At 65.2% G+C, this 1,713-nt stretch carries 2 protein-coding genes; one reads left to right on the forward strand and one right to left on the reverse strand.

Translation table 11 applies throughout. From position 1 onward, the window contains the following. Positions 1-530: transcriptional repressor LexA (gene lexA / locus EN781_RS31880; RefSeq protein ID WP_127400697.1), on the forward strand; the 530-nt coding region annotated here is incomplete at its 5' end. Here the strand turns inward: lexA and EN781_RS31885 are convergent. Next, on the reverse strand, positions 524-1,713 hold a 1,190-nt coding region (locus EN781_RS31885; RefSeq protein WP_145965763.1), incomplete at its 5' end, for a ComEC/Rec2 family competence protein. The genes lexA and EN781_RS31885 overlap by 7 nt on opposite strands.

Here is a 1,713-nt window from a genome sequence, read left to right on the forward strand (position 1 = left end):
TGCCTGACTCGATCGCGCCCGGTCTCAATGCGGCGAAGAAGTTTTCGCCGAGCGTCATCCAGGGAAGCCTGGGACAGGGCAATCTCGGTCGGCAAATCAAACCGGCGTCGCCGTCGCGTACCCCCAGCAATGACGACGACGCTGTGTCGGCGGTGTCGATCCCGGTAATGGGCCGCATCGCCGCCGGCGTGCCGATCGACGCCATCCAGCACCAGACGCATTCGATCTCGGTGCCCCCGGACATGATCTCGGGCGGCGAGCATTATGCGCTGGAGGTCAAGGGCGACTCGATGATCGAGGCCGGTATCTTCGACGGCGATACGGTCATCATCCGCAACGCCGACACGGCGAGCCCCGGCGAGATCGTTGTGGCGCTGGTCGACGAGGAAGAGGCGACGCTGAAGCGCTTCCGCCGCAAGGGCGCATCGATCGCGCTCGAAGCTGCCAACCCTGCCTATGAGACCCGCATCTTCGGCCCTGACCGGGTCAAGGTGCAAGGCAAGCTGGTCGGCCTGATCCGGCGCTACTGAGCCGACGGCGCCAGTTTGACCACCGGTTTTTCGGGTCTCTGGTAAGGCGGCAGTCCCCTCGCCTCGCGAGAGTATTTGCGCTGCTCGTGCCATGGCCGGTAGGGCTTTTCGACCGCGTAGCGGATTGTTGCTTGCGCGCTCGCCGATTGCGGATCGAAGAAGACGGCGGCACTGCCGGAGCGGGCGAGCTGACGTTTGGTGACGACGAGGGCCAGCGAATTCCAGCAGGGACTGTAGGCGGTGGCGTCGTCGATGACGATCAGGTCGGCGAAGGCGCAGGCCGGCCGCGCCGTCTTGCGGTTTTCCGCGAGCGCCACGATTGCGCCTGACGGATGTCGGGCAAGGCATAGCCCGTCCCTGCAGTAAAATGGCGAGCCCGGCGGCAGGTCGAGCGGATCGATGTCGAAGCGTGCATCCCCTGTCTCGAAGGTCTCCGGCTCGACGATGGTCTCGGCCACCAGCGCGCGTTTCCAATTGTCGGTGGTGAATTCGTTCGACCGCACCCGGTTGACGGCGAGCTCGCCGCCTCCGATCGGCATCGCCACCAGATGCGCATCCTCCGAGATCAGCACATCGGGCGTGCGGGTATTGGAAACCGTCAGCAGGCCCGCCAGAGCGAAGGGGATCGCCGCAAGTCTCAGCCAGGTCGTGGCCATGGTCGCGATGACCAGCGCTATCGTCACGAAAAGCACCGACTGGATGGAGATCAGCCCGACGGCATCGACCGGCGAGCGTTCGGAAATCCACCCAGAGATCGCGATCATCGCGGTCAGGCCCTTGCCCATCAGATACAGGAATGGCCAGTCGAGGCCGAACGGCATAGTCAGGGCGCTGGCGACCCCCAGGAACATGACCACCGAAACGATCGGCATGACGGCCAGGTTGGCGACCAGGCTGAGTGGCGAAACGCGCTGGAAGTGCCAGATGGCGAAGAGCGCCGTGGCGCTGCCGGCGATGATCGAGGTCATGGCAAGGCCACCCATCCCCATCGCCAGTTTGCGCGACGTAAAGCGAAGGAACGATCGCTTCGGCGGCGGCGTGGTCGTCCTGTCGGCGCGATAGTCGGCCCAGCCGGCATAGGCGCCGACCAGGGCAGCCGTGGCGGCGAAGGACATCTGGAAGCTCGGGCCGACCACTTCGTGCGGCGACACCAGGATGACGGCGATGGCCGAGATCGCCAGAT

Origin of the sequence: Mesorhizobium sp. M4A.F.Ca.ET.090.04.2.1 (genome assembly GCF_003999085.1) — a bacterium.
Lineage (GTDB): Bacteria > Pseudomonadota > Alphaproteobacteria > Rhizobiales > Rhizobiaceae > Mesorhizobium.